The sequence below is a fragment of the Salinimicrobium aquimaris genome (assembly GCF_035607535.1).
Taxonomy (GTDB): Bacteria; Bacteroidota; Bacteroidia; order Flavobacteriales; family Flavobacteriaceae; genus Salinimicrobium.
In genome coordinates this window covers 359,980-379,789 of sequence record NZ_JAYDZX010000002.1, presented here as the reverse complement: position 1 = coordinate 379,789, position 19,810 = coordinate 359,980, and the positions used below count along the sequence as shown (strand labels likewise).

Below are 19,810 nucleotides of genomic sequence, written 5' to 3'. Positions count from 1 at the left end.
ACTTTCTACTTTTTAAAATTAATAATGGCACTTGGCACATTCAATTCCACCCATCTGGGCAACAGTTAATTCTTCTACTTCATACTTTTTAGAAAGCTCTTCATGCACTTTCTCATAATACTCATTACCTGCGGTGCGCACATTGGTTTCCCTGTGACAGTTCACACACCAGCCCATAGTTAGAGGCGCATTCTGGTACATGATCTCCATTTCTTCAACAGGACCATGACAGGTTTGACATGCAATTCCCCCAACCTCTACGTGTTGTGAGTGGTTGAAGTAAGCAAAGTCAGGCAAGTTGTGGATCCTTATCCACTTTACCGGTTCAGTTTCACCGGTGTATGCCTGCTGACTTACATCCCAGCCCACGGCATCATATAATTTGGCGATCTCGCCATCGTAGAACTCTTTTGAATACTCTTCAGTAGCAGTAGCCTCGGCAACTTCACTTATCGATTTATGACAGTTCATACAAACATTAAGTGAAGGAATACCCGAAGTTTTAGACACCCTGGCAGAGCTGTGACAGAATTTACATTCGATCTGGTTTTCACCGGCGTGAATTCTGTGTGAGAAGTGTATAGGCTGAATTGGCTGATACCCCTGATCAACTCCAACCTGCATCATCCAGCCATACGCAAAGTACGACCCGACCAACACAAGTATAACTGCAGTAACAATGACCAGAAATTGGTTTTCAACAAAAGCTTTCCAGATTGGCTTTCCTCTTTTCTCTTTTACCGGTAACTCCACCCCGCTGGCAACCGCAAACCTTCTTAAGGTTTTGTTCACCAGATAAAGGATCACCAGCAACATTAAAAGAACAAAGGCTAAAATTCCGAGGAGAATGTCTGTAGACACTCCTCCACCTCCTTGTGCAGTATCACCACCAGTCGCCGTAACCACCTGCTCCTGAGGTACCGCTTTTGGCTGATTTACATAAGCAAGAATGTTATCAATATCACTATCACTTAACTGCGGAAAAGGAGGCATAGCCACCTGGTTATATTCGTTAAAGATCTCTACCGCCTGTTCGTCACCCGCCGCAATTAACGCCTGAGAATTCTTTATCCACTCGTGCAACCATTCGGTATCTCTTCTTTCACCAACACCTCTAAGGGCGGGACCAATGGAATTTCCATCAAGCTTATGACAGGCCGCACAAAGGGTATTAAAGATCTCTTTTCCTGCAGCCGCATCTCCACTTGAGGCTTCAGCCTCTACACTCGACTCCTCCGGACCCTGAACAGTTTCCTGCCTGTCCTGTTCTTCCGCAAGGGGAGAATCCTGAGCATTAACAAGAGTATTAAATGAAAAGAATAAGGATACACTTAATAGAACAATTCGGGCAGCTGAATGGCGGTATTTCACCTTTTTCATATTATAAGTTGAATTAACGTCTAATTTGGTACGATTTTTAGACAAAATAAAACGTGACAAAAGTCATATTTTAGTCCCTAAAAATTTACCGACAAAAGTAATACTTAAGTTCGATTTAAGAGGATAGCCAAATAATTTATAACTGTTCTAAATAACTGTTAAAGGCCGAATTGACCCGTAAAGTTATACTTTTGTATTTCAGAAAATTATGAAGACATGTTGAGAAAAAAGAAATTTATTTTAACCATAGCATTGGCTGTAGCAGGCATAACTACCTCTCAGGCACAGGATGGACAGGTTACCATCCATCAGGACGAGAAAATTCCAGCACTTTTGGAAAAGAAAACAGAGATGGTTCAGGACGGGGTGATAGGAGACCGGTACAGGATCCAGTTATTTTCCGGAGACAACAATGAGGCCAGCAAGGTGATCAAGGAATACAGGTCCTTATTTCCCGAGTGGTCTTCTACTATAGTTTTTGAGACCCCAAACTATAAGGTATGGGTTGGGAACTTCAGAAATAGCCTGGAGGCCGACAGAGCTTTGCTCCGTATCAAAAAGTCATTCCCTGCAGCTTTCAGGTTTAAACCTGAAAAGAGATAAAACCAGGATTTTTTAAACACAAAAAGGGGCGCAAATGCGCCCCTTATTAATTATAAGAATCTATCTATTATTTAAGCTTCTTCTTTACGGCTACTTCCTGGAATGCTTCAACTACATCGCCCTCATGAATATCATTGTAGTTCTTGATCTGCAATCCACAGTCATATCCTTTGGAAACTTCCTTCACATCGTCTTTGAAACGCTTCAGGGAAGCCAATTCGCCTGTGTAGACGACAACTCCGTCACGGATAAGTCTTATCTGTGAATTTCTGTAGATCTTACCGTCTGTAACCATACAACCGGCAATACTACCAATCTTAGAAACTTTAAAGATCTCCCTGATCTCTGCGTTACCGGTGATCTCTTCCTTCATTACAGGAGAAAGCATACCTTCCATCGCATCCTTAAGATCGTTTATAGCGTCGTAGATAATAGAGTAAGTACGGATATCAATTTCTTCCTTGTCGGCCACCATACGGGCATTTCCGGCAGGTCTAACATTAAATCCTATAATGATCGCATCTGAAGCCGAAGCCAGGAGCACATCACTCTCGGTAATCGCACCAACTCCTTTATGTATAATATTTACCTGAATTTCTTCAGTAGACAGCTTCTGGAAGGAATCTGTAAGTGCTTCCACAGAACCATCCACATCCCCTTTAAGAATAATGTTAAGTTCTTTAAAGTCACCCAATGCAATTCGACGTCCAATCTCATCAAGGGTGATATGACGCTGAGTTCTTACAGACTGCTCTCTTTGCAACTGTGTACGTTTGGCTGCAATATCCTTTGCCTCCCGCTCGTCGGTCATAACCTTGAACTTATCACCCGCCTGTGGGGCGCCGTCAAGACCCAGAATAGATACCGGGGTTGAAGGACCTGCTTCTTTAACATCATTTCCACGCTCATCCTGCATGGCTTTTACTTTACCACTGTGTCTACCAGCAAGCACATAATCTCCAATTCTAAGAGTACCCGATTGCACCAGAATAGTTGACACATATCCTCTACCCTTATCCAGGTAAGCTTCCACAACAGTACCGTTAGCCAGTTTATCTGGATTTGCTGTAAGTTCAAGGATCTCGGCTTCAAGCAATACCTTTTCAAGTAACTCTTTCACTCCAAGACCTGTCTTAGCCGAGATGTCGTGCGACTGCACTTTACCACCCCAGTCTTCTACCAACAGGTTCATGCCTGCCAGTTTTTCTTTTATCTTCTCGGGGTTTGCCGTTGGCAAATCCACCTTGTTGATTGCAAATACAATTGGAACTCCTGCTGCCTGTGCGTGAGAAATCGCCTCTTTTGTTTGAGGCATCACATCATCATCGGCCGCTACAACAATGATTGCAAGGTCGGTAACCTGGGCACCCCTGGCACGCATCGCCGTAAAGGCCTCGTGACCCGGAGTATCCAAAAATGTGATTTTTTGACCATTTTCAAGTTTCACCCCGTAGGCACCAATGTGCTGTGTAATTCCACCACTTTCCCCGGCAATAACATTCTCCTTACGTATGTAATCCAGTAAGGATGTTTTACCGTGGTCAACGTGTCCCATTACAGTAACAATAGGGGCACGCGGTTGAAGATCCTCGGGATTTTCAGGCGCAACTTCTTTTGGTTCATCAAGATCGGCAGTAACAAATTCAACCTCATAGTCGAATTCTTCAGCTACGATAGAAAGCGTTTCAGCATCAAGACGCTGGTTCATGGTCACCATCATACCAAGAGACATACAGGCAGAGATGATCTGGGTTACCGGCACATCCATCATGGTAGCGACTTCACTAACCGTAACGAATTCGGTAACCTTCAATACCTTGTTCTCTTCTTCCATCTGGGCATCCTCGGTCCTTTGACGGTGAGTATCCCTCTTATTTCTACGGTACTTGGCACCACGACCTTTTCCTGATTTCCCCTGAAGTTTTTCAAGAGTTTCCCGTACCTGCTTTTGTACTTCTTCCTCGCTTGGCTCTTCTTTAGTAACCGGGCGGGTACGTTTCCCTTTATTGTTTTTTGATGCACCTCCGGCTTGACCGGGAGCACCTTTAACATCTTTACTTATACGACGACGGCGTTTTTTACGCTTGTCCTTATCGTCTTCTGCTTTTTTGTCGTCTTTCTTCTTAACCGGCTTCTTGAACTGAGAAAGGTCAATTTTCTCTCCGGTAAAATTAGGACCACTAAGCTTTTGATACTTGGTTGTAACAGTAGAGGATTCTTCTTTAGAAGCTTCGGGCGTTGCTTCTTCTTTTGGCTGCTCCTCCTTTGTTTCCTGCTTTTCCGCCTTTGGACTTTCTTCCCTCGCTTTTGGAGCTTCGGGTGCCTTTTCGGCAGGTTTAGGAGCTTCCGCTTTAGGAGTTTCAGTTTTCGGAGTTTCAGCTTTAGGAGCTTCGGGAGCTTTTGGAGCCTGGGCCTGTGGCTGTTCAGGCGCTTTGGTCTCTTCTACCGGAGCTTCTTTCTTTTGTTCTGATGAAGCTGCTTTTGGCTTATCTAGATCGATCTTTCCAACCTGTTTTGGGCCTTCCAGGTTAGACTTTGCTCTAATCACCTCCTGCTTCTCTTCCTGCTTGCGCTTCTCTTCAAGTTCCTTCTCTCTTTCAAGACGAAGACTCTCTTTCTCCTTGCGTTTTTCTTCTCCTACTTCCTTTGCCTCAACCTTTTTACTCTTATCGGTCTGAAATTCATCAGAAAGCACCTGATAAATCTCGCCCGAAATTTTTGTGGTGGGTCGCGCCTCGATCTCGTGGCCCTGGGAATTGAGAAATTCCACAGCACGATCCAACGAAATATTGAATTCGCGTAGCACCTTATTTAATCTCATTGTTTTTGCTTCAGCCATAAATTGCCCTCTAAATTATCCTCTTTTATTCTTAACTATTGTTCTCTTCTTCAAATTCTTCTCTAAGAACCTTCATTACATCTTTTATAGTCTCTTCTTCAAGATCGGTTCTCTTTACGAGATCATCAACATCCTGCTCCAGTATACTTTTTGCCGTATCAAGTCCAATTTTGGCAAACTCTTCGATAACCCATGCATCGATCTCATCTGCAAATTCCCTCAATTCAACATCTTCTTCAACACCTTCTCTAAAGACATCTATTTCATAACCTGTCAATTGTCCTGCCAATCTTATGTTATGGCCTCCACGACCAATGGCTTTAGACACTTCTTCAGGCTTGAGCATTACTTCTGCCCTCTTGTTCTCCTCATCTATTTTAAGAGAGGTGATCTTGGCAGGACTAAGTGCTCTGGTGATCAACAACTGGTTATTACTGGTATAGTTGATCACATCAATATTTTCGTTCCCCAGCTCGCGAACGATACTGTGGATCCTGGATCCTTTCATACCCACACAGGCACCAACAGGATCTATACGGTCATCATAAGAATCTACAGCTACTTTTGCTTTTTCACCAGGTATCCTTACGACTTTCTTTACATTAATCAGGCCATCAAATACTTCGGGGATCTCCTGCTCAAAAAGTTTCTCCAAAAATAAAGGAGAAGTTCTTGACATGATAATAGCAGGTTTATTTCCTTTTAATTCAACGCTTTCAATGATTCCTCTCACGTTTTCCCCTTTTCGGAAGAAATCTGAAGGTATCTGTCTGTCTTTAGGAAGAATAATCTCATTTCCTTCATCATCCAGCAAAATAATCGCACGATGACGGATGTGGTGAACTTCAGCCGTGTAAATTTCACCTTCAAGCTCCTTAAAGTGTTTGTAAATATTTGTATTATCGTGCTCGTGAACCTTCGAAATAAGGTTTTGACGCAAGGATAGAATAGAACGTCGACCAAGGTCGATCAATTTCACTTCTTCAGAAACATCTTCCCCCACTTCAAAATCGGGTTCGATCTTACGCGCCTCGGTCAAAGAGATCTCCTGGTTAGGATCTTCCACTTCCCCATCGGCCACAACTACACGGTTTCTCCAAATCTCAAGGTCACCTTTATCGGGGTTTACGATAATATCAAAGTTATCATCTTCCCCATACTTCTTTTTAAGAGCACTTCGCAGAACGTCTTCCAGGATAGCCATTAAGGTTGGCTTGTCAATCGACTTGTCATCCTTAAATTCCGAAAACGATTCTATCAACGCGATATTTTCCATATCCTTTGTCTGTTAAAATGTTATTTTCACTTTTGCCTCTTTTACATCCTCTAAAGGCAAGACAGCTTCTTTATTTACGGTCACTTTACCTTTCCCTACCGGCTTAGGCTCTCTGGCTTTCCACTTAAGAGTGAGCTTTCCCTCCTCAAAGGCGGCCAGTTCTCCTTCAAATTTCTCTCCATTCACAGTGGTCACTGCAAGAGTCCTTCCAATATTTTTTTGGTACTGCCGCGGCATTTCCAGCGGACTTGACACTCCTGCCGAAGATACGTCCAGAGAAAAATCCTCCTCTTCGCGGTCCAGGTTATGTTCGATCTTGCGGCTTACCGCAATACAGTCGTTTACAGACACTCCCTTATCACCATCTATGATCACGGTAATATGGTTCGCGTCGTTGACGTTGAGCTCAATTAAAAATAATGAATTATTTTCTTCGAAAGCTTCCTGCAGTAATTTTTCTACTTTCTCTCGTAACATTCCCGGGTGCGGCTATAAAAAGAGGGGACTTTCTGTCCCCTCGTTGTTCTTTTTTCGCTTCAACGGTGCAAATATAGTAAACTTTTTGTAGAACGAAAACAAGAATTAGAATGAAAAAATATTTGTAGTTTTATAACTAAATCAACCTTACCTATTTACAATTACCTATGAAAAAAATCCTTGTGCCGACCGACTTCTCGGAGCAGGCAGAAAATGCCCTCAAAGTAGCCGCTCAACTTGCTGAAAAATTCAATGCCGAAATTTACCTCTTACACCTCATAGAATTACCGGCAGATATGGTGAACCCGGTAGGAGAAACCCGCTCCAATGATTTGCCCGAAGCCCTCTTCTTCATGAAACTGGCCAAAAAGAAGTTTGACGACCTGCTTTCCCGTCCCTATTTAAAAGGATTAAAAGTGCATGACACTGTAGAGATCAATAAGGCCTTTGAGGGAATAATAGATACCAGTAAGAAACACGGCTGTGACTTTATTGTAATGGGCTCACAAGGAGCGACCGGCCTAAGGGAAATGTTCATAGGCTCCAATACCGAAAAGGTTGTAAGAACATCAGACATCCCCGTGCTTGTAGTGAAGAACGAGCATCCTTCTTTTGAGGTCAATAATTTCATTTTTGCAACCAACCTGGAAACCACAGGAAGAAAGACCCTTCAAAAAGTAATTTCCCTGGCAAAAACTTTTGAGGCCCGCCTGCACCTGGTCTATATCAATACAGCTAACGAATTTGTTACTACAGACGATTGTGACAAAAAGCTGAAAAACTATATGGAAGGTGTAGCCTTTGACAATTACGAGTTCCATGTTTTCAACGATGATTCAGTTGAACAGGGCATCCTTAATTTTTCAAGAAAAATTAACGCCGATGTCATGGGAATAGCCACTCACGGCCGCAAAGGTTTGTCGCACTTTTTCAATGGAAGCATAAGTGAAGACCTGGTGAATCATGCCAACAGTCCTGTTATAACCTTCAAACTTGAAAAATAATACTTTCAATCCACGCTACCGGAAGCCTCTCCTAATAAAATTAACCTATTGAAAACCATACGTTAAATTTGCGTCAAAGGTGTAAAATCACCCGAAAATAATTTGCCGCAAATGTATCTTTACCCCATATTTTAATTATATGGTGTTAAAGGCAAGTTTTCAATTAGCCTTCCTGGCTATAGAGATCATTCTCACTTTTTACAGCAATGTGCTGGAGGATAATCTTATGGTCAAATTTCTCCTTTTTGTAATCACCGCTGTTCTTATAGCAATGGGAGTGACCAAGCTGGCCAGTCGCCTTTTACCGGCAGATAAAGATTACGTCTCGATCGAAGATGAACAAGAAGTTTAGTTGCAGTTTTGCAGCCGCAAGAGTGAACAGATGAAGGATTGGAACTGTTGAACTGTAACGAAGGATCCGGAAGGGGAATAATTTTCTTTCGGGTCCTTTTCAATTTAATACTTCTCAAAAAGGCCTTTTTTAAAGTCTCTCTTACGGAACCGCCGGGTTAACTGAAAATGTTTAAATTTGGAGCTTCACTCCAAAAAAAGAATATTGGATACACCCGCAGATAAGCACCTGGAAATGTTTGAAAAAGACGAGAATGTATTCAATGTACTTTTTGAAGCAGCTTCAGAAGGTATCATTGTTGTTGATAGGAAACAGACTATTGTAAGCAGTAATCTGGCCGCAGATGTGATGTTTGGTTATCAAAAAGGGGAACTTAAAGGTAAGCCCCTCAATTTACTTATCCCACCAAAATATCGTTCGGCTCATCCATCTCACTTTAAGAACTTTTTGAACGACAGTGAAAAAAGGCAAATGGGACATGGCAGGGACCTTTATGGGGTAAAAAAGAATGGTGATGAATTCCCGGTTGAGGCAGGGCTCAATCCATTCAAGATTGGAGACGAGCACTATGTAATGTCGTTGATCATAGATATCTCTGTAAGGAAGGAAGCGCAACGTCAAATTACCGAACTTAATAATGAGCTGGAAGGTAAAATAAAGATCAGGACCAAAGAGCTTGAAGAGAGTATTCAAAAACTTCAGAATGCGAATAAGAGCCTTGAACTGGAGGTCAAGCGCAGGAAAGAAGCCGAGAACCGCATAAAAACTGCCTTGCAAAAGGAAAAGGAACTAAACGAACTAAAGACAAAATTCCTTTCCCTGGTTTCTCACGAATTTAAGACTCCCCTAAGTGGAATTCTCACCTCTGTTGTACTTGCAGGAAAATACAAACTTGAGGAACAGCAGGAAAAACGTGAAAAACATCTTGCTACCATAAAGAGCAAGGTGCATTACCTGGATAGTATCCTAAACGATTTTCTATCTATTGAAAGACTTGAAAGCGGAAAGGTGAATTATAAATTCTCAACCTTTAGTCTTAGTAAGCTAGTGAATGAAGTGGTCTACAACGCCAATGTGACCCTCAAGAGTGGACAGAATATTGAATACACGCGCGATGTTGAGAATGTAGTACTGCACCAGGATGAAAAGATCCTTGAGCTGGTCCTTTCCAACCTTCTTAGCAATGCGATCAAATATTCGCCGGAGAATACCCTCATCAACTTCGAAATAGAAGTAGAGGACAAGATGATTCGCTTTAAGGTGACAGACCAGGGAATGGGAATTCCTCAAAAAGATCAAAAGCATATATTTGAAAGATATTTCAGGGCCGAAAATGCCCTTTTAAACCAGGGAACCGGGATTGGTCTTAATATTGCCAAAGTGCACCTGGAAAACCTTGGTGGGACCATCAGCTTTAGCAGTAAAGAAAATGTTGGCACCCAGTTTATTGTAGAACTTCCTATTGTGAAAGAATGAAAAAAGTACTTTTTATAGAAGACGATACTGTAGTACGTGAGAATACGGCCGAACTACTTGAACTTGCAGATTACAATGTGATCACGGCAGCTAACGGTAAATCGGGTCTGGCCATTGCAAGACAGGAATTGCCAGACATAATTGTGTGCGATATCATGATGCCCGAAATGGATGGATACGGCGTGCTTCAGGCTTTATCTGAAGATCCAAAGACCCGTCACATTCCGTTTATTTTTCTTTCAGCAAAAACCGAACATAAAGACATTCGAAGGGGAATGGACCTGGGGGCAGATGATTATCTCACCAAGCCTTTCGAGGAAGATGAACTCATTAGCGCCATAGAAAGTCGTCTTGCAAAAATGGCAATTTTAAGCAAGCTTCAGGAAAACGGCAACAAGCCTGCCGAAATAGAACCTCAGCAAAAGATCAATTCGCTGCAGGAGTTAAGGGAAGAGGTGAAGAAATATGATGAGCTCACTTTCAAAGCCGGCGAAACTATTTACGAGGAAGGCAAACTGGGCAATCATTTCTTCTTTGTGGACAAAGGAGTGGTAAAAAGTCACCGTATGGACGAGTACGGCAAAGAACTCATCACTTCTATATACAAGGAAGGAGATTTCTTCGGAAATACCTCCTTTAAAAAGACCGACGCTTATTCAGAATATGCTACCGCCATGGAAGAAACCCGTGTTTATGCCGTTTCTAAGGATGAGCTGAAGCATATTCTAATGAACAACAGCAATATCACCCTGGAACTGATAGATGTAATGGGTGAAAATATTGCAGGTATAAAAGAGCAGCTTCTGGAAATGGCCTATGGCTCTGTTAGAAAAAAAGCTGCCCGTACCATTCTGCTATTTTCCCAAAAAATTAGAAGACATCCAACCCAGAGCATAAGGATCTCCAGAAGCGACCTTGCCAGTGTGGCCGGGATGGCTTCAGAAACGCTTATCAGGACTTTATCTGATTTTAAAAAGGAGGGGCTGCTGGAAATAGAAGGCCGCAATATCAAACTACTTAACGTGGAAGCATTAAAGAGGATCAGTTGATCCTCTTTCCTGTTTTTTGGAATAAATCAATAACTGACTTTCATCATTTTTTCCGCTAGGCTTCCTGCATATTTTTGCGAGGTAAATTAGATGTGACTGATGATGAATATCTTATTGCCTACCGATTTTTCTGAAAATAGCAGGAATGCTGCGGCATACGCATTGCAGTTCTTCAAGGACACCCCCTGCCATTTTCACTTGCTACATGTGCTTCCGGTGCCGGCAGATAAAATGGCGACAGGATACATGTCAATGTCACCTGGAGTTAAGGAAAGTTTTGAAAAGTTACTGAAGTGGCTGGAGAGTATTCGCACTAACCCCAAACATATATATCACACTTGTTTTAAAGCAGATTACCTTATCAATGCCGTGAGAGCCAAGTGCCAGGAAAAGCAGATCGACCTCATCCTTATGGGTACTAAAGGCAAGACCAATAACGAAGGCGTGGTCATTGGCAAAAACACATCAGATGTTATGATGAAGGTAAAATGTCCCGTGCTGGCCATCTCTGAACATGCATCCTATAAAGAACATAAAAAAATTCTTTTCCCTACAGATTATAAGATCCACTATGGCAGCAAGGTCTTGCGCACTTTGTTGAACCTAGCGTCTTTATCAAAGGCTAATGTAAAGATCCTGGAGATCTTTAATAATGACATGGAACCTTCTGCCGAGCAGATAGAGAACAGGGAGTTTCTGCAGGATTCCTTTTCACCAAGGATCCCTGTGCTACAAACCTATTATACTTCCAAAGACCAGAATCCAAAAAAAATTCTGGTTGCCAACCGCGATGTAGATATGATTGTTTTAGCAGCTAAGAATCTCAATTTGTGTCAAAAATTTCTGCGTAACGAAGAGAATGAGAATATTCCATTTATCAACCAGCTGCCATTACTGGTTTTACATGGATAGTAGTTTGTTTTAGATTAGTATTATTAGTTTGTTTTTTAAGAAGGCACCCTCCTAGCGGCGGGTGCTTTTTTATTTAACAAAAATATCAAGGACAAATTTGTCCTTTATGACTCCACTCATAAACCAGCCTTTCTCTATCCTCCATCTTTGTATCTGAAAATGAAACTCCTGTTAAACTTAAAAACCTTTGGTTATGGAAAATTTACAAGATAGAACAGTCGCAGAGATGGTTACTGAAAATATCAAAACTGCTCACATCTTTAAAAAGTATGGGATAGATTTTTGCTGCGGTGGCGGCATCAGTCTTCAAAAAGCATGTGAAAAATACGGTGTCGATTACAACCTTCTTAGCGAGGACCTGCTGAGTGTAGAGCAAACGCCTTCAAGGGCTACCGACTACAACAGCTGGGAACTGGACTTTCTAACAGATCATATTATCAATGTACATCACACATATGTGGAAGAGAACATTCCGCTTTTATTACAGTACTCTGAAAGGGTCGCGCAGGTTCACGGAGCTCATTACACAGAACTGCTCGAAATAGGGGAACTGGTAAAACAGGTAGTGGGAGAACTCAGTTCCCATATGAAAAAGGAAGAATTGATCCTGTTCCCGTTCATCAAAAAAATGGTGAAAGCTAAAAAAGAGAATCTGGATCTACCTGAAGCTCATTTTGGTACCGTAGATAATCCAATCAAAATGATGGAGACGGAACATGAAGATGCCGGGGAGCTGCTAAGAAAGATTGGGGAACTGAGCAATAGTTACACTCCGCCGCAGGGCGCCTGCAATACCTACAGAGCATTTTATGCAAAGCTGGATGAATTTGAGCAGGATCTGCACCAGCACGTTCATCTTGAGAACAATATACTCTTCCCAAAGTCTCTTAAACTGGAAAAGGAACTAAGAGACAGTCAAGTAAAATAAGAAATGCCAACCTACAGCCGAATAGGAGGAAACGGGTCTCCCATTGCTCTTCCTCCCTTTCGGTATAATATCTTACAACATGAGTAAAGAAAGAAAATTATGGATAGCCTTCCTGCTTGTTATCACCGTATCCTTTGCCATTCTTGGATACTATGGATTTGAGATATACCAGAAAGCACCTCCAATGCCCGAAAGAATTGTCACTACCCAGGGGGAAGTGATTTTTGAGGGGCAGGATATTAAGGACGGCCAAAATGTATGGCAGAGTCTGGGCGGGCAGGAAGTCGGGTCCATTTGGGGCCACGGGGCATATCAGGCTCCCGACTGGACTGCAGACTGGCTTCACCGGGAAGCTTTGTTCATTCTCAATGAGTGGTCTCAGGAGGAATACAATAAGAAATATGAAGAACTCGAAAGTGAGCACCAGGCTCTCCTGGAAAGAAGGCTCAAACTGGAACTGAGAAAAAATACCTATAATGAAGCTGATGGTACCATTACTATTTCGCCAATGCGGGCCAGGGCGGTTGTATTTCTAAGTGACTATTACCGTGGGCTCTTCATGGAGAACCCTGAACTCGATGAGTTAAGGAACTACTATGCAATCCCAAAGAACTCCATTAAAGATGAGCACCGTATGCATCAAATGGCCGGCTTCTTCTTTTGGGCCACCTGGGCCACAGTCACAGAAAGACCCGGAAGTGATGTTTCTTACACCCATAACTGGCCACCAGATGACCTTGTGGGGAACAAGGCCACCGGAGATCTTTTGATCTGGACCGGGTTCAGTATAATTCTACTTCTTATTGGGATAGGACTAATGGTCTTCTATCACGCAAGAATGAAAGAGGAAGAAGATCCCGAAAGGCCCGTTGAAGATCCATTGATGAAGCAAACCATCACGCCGTCGATGCTGGCGGTAAAAAAATATATGTGGGTTGTAAGCCTGCTTATCTTGATACAGGTGACCTTTGGAGTAGTTACTGCTCACTACGGCGTCGAAGGTGACGGTTTCTACGGTCTTGACCTTGCCGAAATCCTGCCTTATTCAATCTCACGCACCTGGCATGTGCAACTCGGTATTCTATGGATCGCCACCGCCTGGTTGGGCACAGGTCTTTATATAGCACCTGCCGTTTCGGGTAGGGATCCAAAATTCCAAAAGTTTGGTGTGAATTTCCTCTTTGCCTGCCTGCTTGTTATCGTTGCCGGATCTATGGCAGGACAATGGATGGGAATTATGCAAAAACTTGGATTGGCAGAGAACTTTTGGTTTGGTCACCAGGGATATGAGTATGTAGATCTGGGCAGGTTCTGGCAAATATTCCTGTTCGTAGGATTATTCGTGTGGCTTGCTCTAATGGTGAGACCGCTCATTCCCGTGATCAAACAAAGAACTTCGGAAAGAAACCTGCTTATCATGTTTCTGGTATCCTCTGCTGCCATTGCACTTTTCTATGGTGCCGGACTCATGTGGGGCCGCCAAACAAACCTTGCCATTGCCGAATACTGGCGTTGGTGGGTGGTGCACCTATGGGTGGAAGGATTCTTTGAAGTCTTTGCCACTGTGGTGTCGGCCTTCCTATTTGTTAGACTCGGCCTGCTCCGCACCAAAACAGCCACACTAAGTGTACTGCTGGCAACCGTTATCTTTCTCTCAGGTGGTATCCTGGGGACATTCCACCACCTTTATTTTAGCGGCACCCCAACCGCGGTGATGGCCCTGGGAGCGACCTTTAGTGCCCTGGAAGTAGTTCCGCTGGTATTGATAGGCTATGAAGTCTATGAGAACTACAAGCTTTCAAAAGCCACCAAATGGCTCAAAGATTACAAATGGCCTATCTACTGTCTTATTGCAGTTGCCTTCTGGAACTTCCTGGGAGCGGGGATCTTTGGATTCATCATTAATCCCCCTATCGCTCTGTATTACATGCAAGGCCTTAACACTACTGCGGTGCATGCCCATACAGCATTATTCGGGGTGTATGGTTTCCTCGGAATTGGCTTAATGCTTTTTGTACTGCGAAGTCTTTACAGAACACAGGTGTGGAATGACAAACTGCTGAGTTTTTCTTTCTGGTCCATCAACATAGGATTGATCCTTATGGTACTTCTAAGCGTTCTCCCCATTGGTCTGCTACAAACAGTGGCCAGTGTAAATGAAGGAATGTGGTACGCCCGATCTGCCGAGTTCATGCAGCAACCCGGCATGGATACCCTTCGATGGCTGCGAGCTATTGGAGACACCATCTTCGCCGCAGGTTTGTTCGCTTTTGTATGGTTTGTTTTCTCTCTTGACAGCCGCAAAAAACAGTCTGTAGACAAAAAGAAAGAAGTCCGTAAAGAAGAGGAAGTATTAGTTTAAACTGAAAAATTGATAGTTGAAAAGGGGAGGTCAAAAAAGCATTTTTTGCCTCCCCTCTTTTTTATACTTTTAAACGATGATCAAACTTAAAGCGCACACCAATATTGCCCTTGGATATTTCTTTCTCGTAGCACTATTGGGAGTCTTCCTAAGGTTCTTTTTTGTCATTCCCATTCCGGCAAATTTCAGGTATGTGGTACATGCGCATTCGCACGTGGCATTGCTGGGCTGGGTTTACATCGGCCTCAGCACGCTTTTTTATAAGATGTATATTTCTGAAGTCAGTTCTGGAAAGACCTACAGGCGAATTTTCCGGTTTACCCAAGTTACTATCCTTGGGATGCTGGTCACCTTCCCCTTCACGGGATATGCTCTTTTTTCAATAAGCTTTTCCACTTTATTCCTTTTTGCCTCCTATTTCCTTGCCTGGTTTTTCCTGAAGAAGACACCGTCAAAATATAAAACCACCTGTTCTTTTAAGTTAATTAAGGCCTCATTATGGTACATGGTCTTTTCAAGTATAGGTCCCTGGGCTCTCGGCGGGATAATGGCAACTTTAGGAAGCGGAAGTATCTGGTACAAAATGGCCATCTATTTTTACCTGCATTTTCAGTACAACGCCTGGTTCATACTTGCCCTTCTCGGGATCTTTTTCTACTTCCTGGAACAGCAAAATCTGAGGTATCAAAAAAAGGATTTTAAAAGCTTCTTCTGGCAACTTAATGCGGCAGTAATTCTGAGCTTTTTTCTCTCTGTGCTCTGGGTGGAACCACATTGGATCTATTATGTTTTGGGCGGAATTGGAGCAATTCTTCAGATCACAGCTTTTGTGAAGTTTTGGAAGATCATTTCCCCTTTCCGCAAAGAGCTTCCTTTTTCGCCATTTTTGACACTATTGCTAAAGATCACCGCCGTACTTCTAATGATCAAACTCATCCTGCAGCTGCTTTCCGCTTTACCCCGGTTCGCCCGACTCGCCTTTACTTTTCCTGATTTTGTTATAGGCTACTTGCACTGGGTGTTCCTGGGCGTAGTGAGCATACTGCTTTTCGTATTTCTTGCCCACGGGCGGCTACTCTGGCTTTCAAGGTGGGTTTTCTGGCTTTACTTTACTGCTTTTGTATTGACCGAAACACTCATTTTCTATAAAGGCCTTGCCAGCTGGTTGGAATTCAACCTTTTTGAGGATTACTTTCGCCTGCTGGCCTACAGTAGCCTAATATTCCCCGTCGCCATAGGAATTATGCTCTTAAGGAATCTCTTAAGAAAAAGTCAAACTTCTTTTAATTCCCTGTGATTTAGTAGTCTATTAACTGATTGTGCCTTAGTCCTTTCCTATCTTAAGGATATGAAAATTTCAGCTCATTTCTACGTGATCGTGTCCTCTCTGCTTCTGGCTACAGTTGCAGTTATGGTATTTTATAATGTTTCCTATCCGGTTGTTTTCTATACCGTCCTGTTCGGCCAGGTCTTTTGGCTCTTCACCGTTTACAAAGTCCTCACCGACGACTACTCCACCGATAAAACCTTTGATGACTGGTATGAGGATAACCCTATGAAGTAGTGGGCAGTGGGCAGTTTTTTCGGAGTATTTAGTTGAGAGTTCGGAGTTCGTAGAAGATAAGTTATTCAGGCTTTGGCTTTTGGCCATTGGCTGTTGGATTTCTGTTTTCACCCTTTATTTTCCTCTTCTACCATTCTACACTTTCTCATTGTTTGTGGTCAATTCTTAAAAAAGCCACGGATACACCAATATTTTTTTTTCTGTCCCTTTATAAACCCCTAAATCCCTAGAGGGGACTTTTAGATTCCGTTTCTGATTAGTGTTTATTGCATTTTCATTTGAAACCTCTCTGCGAGCGTACCTGCGGGTAGACAGGCGAAAGCGAAGCAATCTCACAATCGGGAGCAGTCGAATTGTTATATCTAAAAGTAATGAGCAGAACTGTAGAAGAAAGAGATTGCCGCAGTCGGCCCAATGCCGCAAAGACGGTAACAGAATAATTTTTACTGCCTACTGAATACTGACCACTGACCACTAGAAAAAGTTGCTTTTCCATTTTACTGCCTACTGAACACCGACCACTACTTACTTCAAGATCATCCCATTCCCATCTTCCTTAAAGGAGATCTTCATCCTGGTACTGCTTATGTATCTTGGGTCTCCCACTGTTTCCTGTCGTTCGAGCCATTCGATATTGATGCAGATATAATCCAGCTCTTCTACCACCTTACCCTTACACAAATAGATCCCTTTGCTGTGCAGCGGGAATCGCTCTGCCGCACGGGGAAATTGTACTACATCAAAGATATCCCCGGCGCGATCGTAAAAAGTCCCAAAACACATGTACTGCCGGTTTACTGTGGGTGTACGTTTGGCGGTGATGAGATGCCCGTAGATCTCTATAGTCTTGCCTATATGCTGTTTTAAATCTCTTGCCATCACCACTCCCGGGCGCTGTAGCTTTTGATAGGCTTCAGGTTTAAGCAGTTTGAAGTGATCGTGCAATGAAAAACCCAGTAGCTCCATCTGGTCATAAGCATCAATCAGCATAGAATGAGATAGTTCGGGCAGGTCAAAATCCCGGTGCGGCGGACGGAATAGCAAAGTTTGGCCACTTCGGGTGCGGGTGCGGTTGAGCTTGAAGTAAGCTTTCCACAGCAGGTGGTGTTTATCTACCCCGGTGAACCGGAAAGCATCGATCTTCAGCAGAATGCTCAGCTGCTCAATGGAGATGGGCACCCGGTCGATAAAGTCATCAAAGGATTTAAAGCTTCCGAAGAAATTGCGATCCTCCAGAATACGCTGTACCACCTTTATCTCCAGCTCCTTAATATACCCCAGCCCCAGATAAATGTCTTTTCCATAGATCACCGTATGGTGGTCACTTTTGTTGATACAGGGCGGATGCACCCGGCCGCCGCATTTTCGTATCTCCTGAATATAGGTCTCCACATCATAGAAACCGCCACCGTTATTGAGGCAGGCGACCATAAATTCCAGCGGAAAATAATATTTAAGGTAAAGACTCTGGTAACTTTCCACCGCATAGGAAGCTGAATGTCCCTTCGGAAAAGCATAACCGGCAAAAGACAGGATCTGATTCCACACCTCTTCGGTAAGTGCTTCAGAATAGCCTTTGTCCCTGCAGTTATTCCGGAATTTATCCTCCAGCTTCCGAAAATCCACCTCATTCCGTTTTTTGCCACTCATGCCACGGCGCAGAATATCGGCTTCGTCAAGGGAGAGTCCGGCAAAGTAGTGGGCGATCTTGAGCACATCTTCCTGGTAGACCATAACGCCATAAGTTTCATTGAGAATTTCGGCCAAAACCGGATGTGCCTGCTTGCGGCGCTCGGGATCGCGGTGGCGTTTGATGTACTCCTCCTTCATGCCGCCGTTGGAGACCCCCGGCCTAATTATAGAACTCGCCGCGACTAACCCCAGGTAATCATCTGTTTGTAACTTCTGAAACAATCCGCGCATCGCAGGCGATTCCACATAGAACACACCCATACAATCGCCGGTGCGCAACAGGTTATTGATATTGGGATCGTTCTTGAAAACCGACACATTTTCCATGTCTTCAATTTCAGCTTCCGGCTGATTTTCCTTAATAAGCTCAATGGCATCAGTGATCTTGGAGAGGCCGCGCTGGGCGAGAATGTCGAATTTAAAAATACCCACATCTTCAGCAATATTCATATCAAATTGAATGGTCGCAAAGCCTTTGGGAGGTAAAAAAGTAGAAGCATAGCAGTGCACCGGCTCCTGTAAAATGGCGATTCCGCCGGCATGAACACTCAGGTAATTGGGAAAGCCGGCGATCAAGCCACTGTAGCGAAACACCAGCCGCTCCATCTCATCCAGACCTTTTGGATCGAAAAATCCCGAAGACAATTTATCGATTTCGGCCTTGGGCAAACCAAACACCTTTCCCAGTTCTCTTATCACAGCCCGGCGCTTAAAGGTGACATAAGTGGCTAAAAGAGCAGTATTCTTGTACCTTCTGAAAATATAATCGGTCACATCCTGCCGGTCCTTCCAGGAAAAATCAATATCAAAATCGGGCGGCGAGTGGCGGTGGGCGTTGATAAAGCGTTCGAAATACAGGTCGAGCTCAATGGGATCAACATTAGTGATCCCAATGATATAGGCCACCACCGAGTTTGCACCACTCCCCCGACCTATGAACGGATAGTTCTTCGATTTTGCGTATTCCACAATATCGTGGTTGATCAAAAAATATGAGACAAAGCCCAGGTTAATGATCGCCTGCAGCTCCTTCTCTACCCGCGCATAAGTTTCGGGAGTGGCATTGGGATAGCGGCGGAGGAGATTTTTATAGCAGAGTTTCTTCAGTATCTCTGCATCTTCCTCTTTACTGCTGCTAAAGATCTGCAGGTTCCGGTTTTGGCGGGCGCTGTCAAATCCGAAATTAACTTCGCAGCCGTCGATGACCCGTTGTGTGTTCTTCAGAATAAAGGGATAATCTGCAAAGGCTTCAAAAACGGCATTTTCGGGTAACATTTTATGAGAGAGCGAACCCTGCTCAGCTTCGGGCAGCTGACTCAGCAGCATATTTTTGTCAATCGCACGCAGCAGTCGGTGGGCGTTGTAATCTTTTTTATTCCGGAAGGTCACTGTTTGCAGCAGCACCAGTTTGTCCTGAAGTTCCAGATATTTTGAAAACTTCAATTTCCGCAGACTTTCCACCGAAACGCCGATAAATTCATCCTCTCTAAAATGCCATTTTTGGCACCTCATCACCTGCTCCAGCGGATAAATAAACCAGCAATCCTCCAGCGGCAGGGCATCGGCCGCAAATTCCTTCTCTACATGCAAATGTGCCGCCAGGTGGTCGTTAAGTTGCCTGAATCCTTCATTGCTCCGCGCCAGACCTACGTACTGCTGCTCCACCCCATTTCTAAAGTCGATCCCGATGAGGGCTTTAAAATCATATTTTTGAGCAGTCTTTAAAAAGCTAAGACAGGCCGAAGTGTTATTGATATCGGTCACCGCCACAGCCGAAGCTTTATTCTCTTGCGCCAGCACACACAGCTCCTCTTCGGGAAAAGTGCCGTAGCGAAGGGAGTAATATGTATGGTTGTTTAGAAACATTGGTTTAGTCGGTAGTCTTTAGACGGTAGA

Annotated in this window: 15 protein-coding genes; 10 read left to right on the top strand and 5 right to left on the bottom strand. The window is 43.6% G+C overall.

Annotated elements, in window-relative coordinates; all coding sequences use genetic code 11:
• Positions 1-18 precede the first annotated feature (18 nt).
• On the bottom strand, positions 19-1,380 hold the full coding sequence (locus VR862_RS05590) for a c-type cytochrome (protein ID WP_324719979.1): 1,362 nt from the start codon (positions 1,378-1,380) through the stop codon (positions 19-21).
• A gap of 216 nt (positions 1,381-1,596) precedes the next feature.
• On the opposite strand from VR862_RS05590, the gene VR862_RS05585 reads away from it, so the two are divergent.
• Positions 1,597-1,983, top strand: a complete 387-nt coding sequence (locus tag VR862_RS05585) for an SPOR domain-containing protein (RefSeq protein WP_324719978.1) — start codon at positions 1,597-1,599, stop codon at positions 1,981-1,983.
• A 67-nt stretch (positions 1,984-2,050) separates the two neighbouring features.
• On the opposite strand, the gene infB is transcribed toward VR862_RS05585, so the two are convergent.
• The 3 genes from infB to rimP are packed head-to-tail and all read right to left on the bottom strand — an operon-like array spanning position 2,051 to position 6,575.
• Positions 2,051-4,822 carry a translation initiation factor IF-2 gene (infB, locus tag VR862_RS05580; protein WP_324719977.1) on the bottom strand — a complete coding sequence of 924 codons (2,772 nt, stop codon included), beginning with the start codon at positions 4,820-4,822 and terminating at the stop codon, positions 2,051-2,053.
• Positions 4,823-4,853: 31 nt separating this feature from the next.
• Complete coding sequence (gene nusA, locus VR862_RS05575) at positions 4,854-6,098, bottom strand: transcription termination factor NusA (protein WP_324719976.1); 1,245 nt, start codon at positions 6,096-6,098, stop codon at positions 4,854-4,856.
• 12 nt (positions 6,099-6,110) lie between these two features.
• Positions 6,111-6,575 carry a ribosome assembly cofactor RimP gene (gene rimP / locus VR862_RS05570; protein WP_324719975.1) on the bottom strand — a complete coding sequence of 155 codons (465 nt, stop codon included), beginning with the start codon at positions 6,573-6,575 and terminating at the stop codon, positions 6,111-6,113.
• A 167-nt stretch (positions 6,576-6,742) separates the two neighbouring features.
• Between rimP and VR862_RS05565 the strand changes: the two genes are divergently transcribed.
• The 9 genes from VR862_RS05565 to VR862_RS05525 all read left to right on the top strand — a co-directional run bounded on the left by VR862_RS05565 (position 6,743) and on the right by VR862_RS05525 (position 16,222).
• Positions 6,743-7,579, top strand: a complete 837-nt coding sequence (locus tag VR862_RS05565) for a universal stress protein (protein ID WP_324719974.1) — start codon at positions 6,743-6,745, stop codon at positions 7,577-7,579.
• A gap of 139 nt (positions 7,580-7,718) precedes the next feature.
• The gene (locus VR862_RS05560; protein ID WP_324719973.1) at positions 7,719-7,931 is read left to right on the top strand and encodes a hypothetical protein; all 213 of its coding nucleotides are present in this window, start codon (positions 7,719-7,721) and stop codon (positions 7,929-7,931) included.
• Positions 7,932-8,165: 234 nt separating this feature from the next.
• The gene (locus VR862_RS05555; protein ID WP_324720101.1) at positions 8,166-9,407 is read left to right on the top strand and encodes a PAS domain-containing sensor histidine kinase; all 1,242 of its coding nucleotides are present in this window, start codon (positions 8,166-8,168) and stop codon (positions 9,405-9,407) included.
• Entirely contained in the window at positions 9,404-10,456 is a 1,053-nt protein-coding gene (locus VR862_RS05550; protein WP_324719972.1) for a response regulator, read from the top strand. The genes VR862_RS05555 and VR862_RS05550 overlap by 4 nt, the downstream gene beginning before the upstream one ends.
• 99 nt (positions 10,457-10,555) lie before the next feature.
• Positions 10,556-11,368: a universal stress protein gene (locus VR862_RS05545; RefSeq protein WP_324719971.1), complete on the top strand. Its 813-nt coding sequence runs from the start codon at positions 10,556-10,558 to the stop codon at positions 11,366-11,368.
• Between the two features lie 193 nt (positions 11,369-11,561).
• A complete protein-coding gene (ric, locus tag VR862_RS05540; protein WP_324719970.1) occupies positions 11,562-12,296 on the top strand; it encodes an iron-sulfur cluster repair di-iron protein in 735 nt (244 codons plus the stop codon).
• Positions 12,297-12,375: 79 nt separating this feature from the next.
• Positions 12,376-14,658 carry a nitric-oxide reductase large subunit gene (locus VR862_RS05535; RefSeq protein WP_324719969.1) on the top strand — a complete coding sequence of 761 codons (2,283 nt, stop codon included), beginning with the start codon at positions 12,376-12,378 and terminating at the stop codon, positions 14,656-14,658.
• Between the two features lie 76 nt (positions 14,659-14,734).
• A complete protein-coding gene (locus VR862_RS05530) occupies positions 14,735-15,955 on the top strand; it encodes a hypothetical protein (protein ID WP_324719968.1) in 1,221 nt (406 codons plus the stop codon).
• Positions 15,956-16,006: 51 nt separating this feature from the next.
• Positions 16,007-16,222 (top strand): hypothetical protein, encoded by a 216-nt coding sequence (locus tag VR862_RS05525; protein ID WP_324719967.1) that lies wholly within the window; start codon positions 16,007-16,009, stop codon positions 16,220-16,222.
• 525 nt (positions 16,223-16,747) lie between these two features.
• On the opposite strand, the gene VR862_RS05520 is transcribed toward VR862_RS05525, so the two are convergent.
• Complete coding sequence (locus tag VR862_RS05520; RefSeq protein WP_324719966.1) at positions 16,748-19,780, bottom strand: DNA polymerase III subunit alpha; 3,033 nt, start codon at positions 19,778-19,780, stop codon at positions 16,748-16,750.
• Positions 19,781-19,810 lie beyond the last annotated feature (30 nt).